Source organism: Phenylobacterium sp. (assembly GCF_030654915.1).
In the GTDB taxonomy this organism is placed as follows: Bacteria; Pseudomonadota; Alphaproteobacteria; order Caulobacterales; family Caulobacteraceae; genus Phenylobacterium.
On sequence record NZ_JAURWM010000191.1, the window covers coordinates 1 to 2268 of the forward strand.

At 65.5% G+C, this 2268-nt stretch carries 2 protein-coding genes; one reads left to right on the forward strand and one right to left on the reverse strand.

Translation table 11 applies throughout. The features are described from left to right. Positions 1–865 (reverse strand): cation diffusion facilitator family transporter (locus Q7T84_RS09880; RefSeq protein ID WP_304808280.1); only part of this gene is annotated, 865 nt, incomplete at its 3' end. A 148-nt stretch (positions 866–1013) separates the two neighbouring features. On the opposite strand from Q7T84_RS09880, the gene Q7T84_RS09885 reads away from it, so the two are divergent. Next, complete coding sequence (locus Q7T84_RS09885; protein WP_304808282.1) at positions 1014–2087, forward strand: GTP-binding protein; 1074 nt, start codon at positions 1014–1016, stop codon at positions 2085–2087. Positions 2088–2268 lie beyond the last annotated feature (181 nt).

Genomic DNA, 2268 nt, shown 5'->3' on the forward strand with positions numbered 1-2268 from the left:
CCACGGTCACATGACTCAATCCGGGTAGTCCGGCCAGTCGCGCGCGATAGATTTCGGCCGTTTGGGGGCTGGCGGACTCGACTACGACGATGGCGGCGTGATGTCCGGGCCCCAGGCGCCAGAGGTGCAGGTCGAGCAGGCGCTCGCCCTCGCATTGCAGCCGCTCGCGGATTTCGGCGGTCAGCTCGGGCGAAGGGTTGATGTCCAGCAGCACCGCGCCGGAGCGGCGCATCAGCCGCCATGAGAAGTGCGCGAGCAGCATCGCCCCGGCCAGGCCCGCCAGGCTGTCGGCCCAGGGCCAATCGAACAGCAAGCCTAGGCCGAGGCCCGCGATGGCCAGGGCCGAGACCACGGCGTCGCCGGCCAGGTGCAGGTGGGCCGCCGACAGGTTCAGATCCCCGTCGCGGTCGTGGGCGTGCTTGTGGATCGGCCGCAATAGCCAGACGCAGATGAGATTGATCACGAGCGCAGCGCCCGCCAGGGGCAGCGCCCCGTGATAGGCGACGGGCGCCGGTTCCAGCAGGCGGTGACCGCTCTCTATGGCGATGAGCACGGCGCTGACCGCCAGGACGGCGGCGTTGGCGAAGCCGGCCAGGTAGCCGAGCTTGCCGGTGCCGAAGGAAAAGCGTGGGTCGTCAGCGAACTTGCGCGCCAGCCAATAGGCCGCGGCGGCCACGCCCAGGGCGGCGACATGGGCGCCCATGTGCAGCCCGTTGGCGATCAGCGCCATGGAATTGAAGGCCAGGCCGCCGATGATCTGGGCCGCCAGGGTCAGCACGCAGATGCCCGCCACGATCCAGGTGCGCCGCTCATTATGCGCGTGATCGGCGCCCAGATAGACGCGGTCGGCCCGAAAGCCGTCCATCTGTCCTTGTCGTTCGGGCGCGGAGGCGGTCACAAGGTCTCTTTTGTATGGCGGCGGCGGCCGTGGTTCAGTGTTATTCGATAACAGTATGCTGCGGTCAAGCGATCGAAGGCCGCAGCCTGTTGGCTTGTTCCCCTTCAATGACTAGATGACCTTCATGACCGACAAGACACCCGTCACCGTCCTCACCGGCTATCTCGGCGCAGGCAAGACCACGCTCCTCAACCGGATCCTCACCGAGGACCACGGCAAGAAATACGCCGTGATCGTCAATGAGTTCGGCGAGGTCGGCATCGACAACGACCTGATCGTCGGCGCCGACGAAGAAGTCTTCGAGATGAACAACGGCTGCGTCTGCTGCACGGTGCGCGGCGACCTGATCCGGGTGCTCTCGGGGCTGATGAAGCGCAAGGGCAAGTTCGACGCCATTATCGTCGAGACCACCGGCCTGGCCGATCCTGGCCCCGTCGCCCAGACCTTCTTCGTCGATGACGACGTCAAGGCGCGGACCCAGCTCGACAGCGTCACCACCGTGGTCGACGCCAAGCACCTGCCGTTGCGGTTGGCCGATTCCCGCGAGGCGGTCGAGCAGATCGCCTTCGCCGACCAGATCGTGCTGAACAAGACCGACCTGGTCACCGAGGCCGAGCTGAAGAGCGTCGAGGCCTCGATCCGCCGGCTCAACCCTCTGGCCCCCATTTATCGCGCCCAGCGCGCCAACGTGCCGCTCGACGCCATCCTTGGCCGTGGGGGCTTTGATCTGGCCCGCATCGTCGAGGTGCAGCCTGAGTTTCTGAATCCGGCTCACGGTGAGCCGGGTCACGTTCACGATGAGGATTGCGACCATGATCACGACCATCATCATCACGGCGACCATGATCACCACGGCCACGATCATCATGATCACCAAGACCATGCGGCCGCGGCGGGTATACGCGGCATCTCGCTCACGCTGAACAAGCCGATCCACGGCCAGCGCGTCACCGCCTGGCTCAACAAGGTGCTGGAAGAGCAGGGCCCCGACATCCTGCGCGCCAAGGGCATACTGGACGTGGCCGGCGAAGAGCGCCGGCTGGTGTTCCAGGCCGTGCACATGATCCTCGAGGGCGACTTCCAGGGCGACTGGAAGGAAGGCGATAATCGCTACAGCCGTCTGGTCTTCATTGGCCGCAACCTCGACGAAGCCAAGCTGCGCGAAGGCTTCGAGGCCTGCGCGGCGTAAAGCCGACGCCAAGCTCGTCATCCTCCGGGCTCGCGAAGCGAGTTCCGGGGGCGACGAGAAGGGTGAAAGCGCCCAACAAAAAGGCCCGCCCGGGTGTCCCTGGGCGGGCCTCTCTATTTCGATCGAAGCGCTGTTTAGAGCTCTTCGTTGATCAGGGCGACTTGGAAGAAGCCATTGCCCT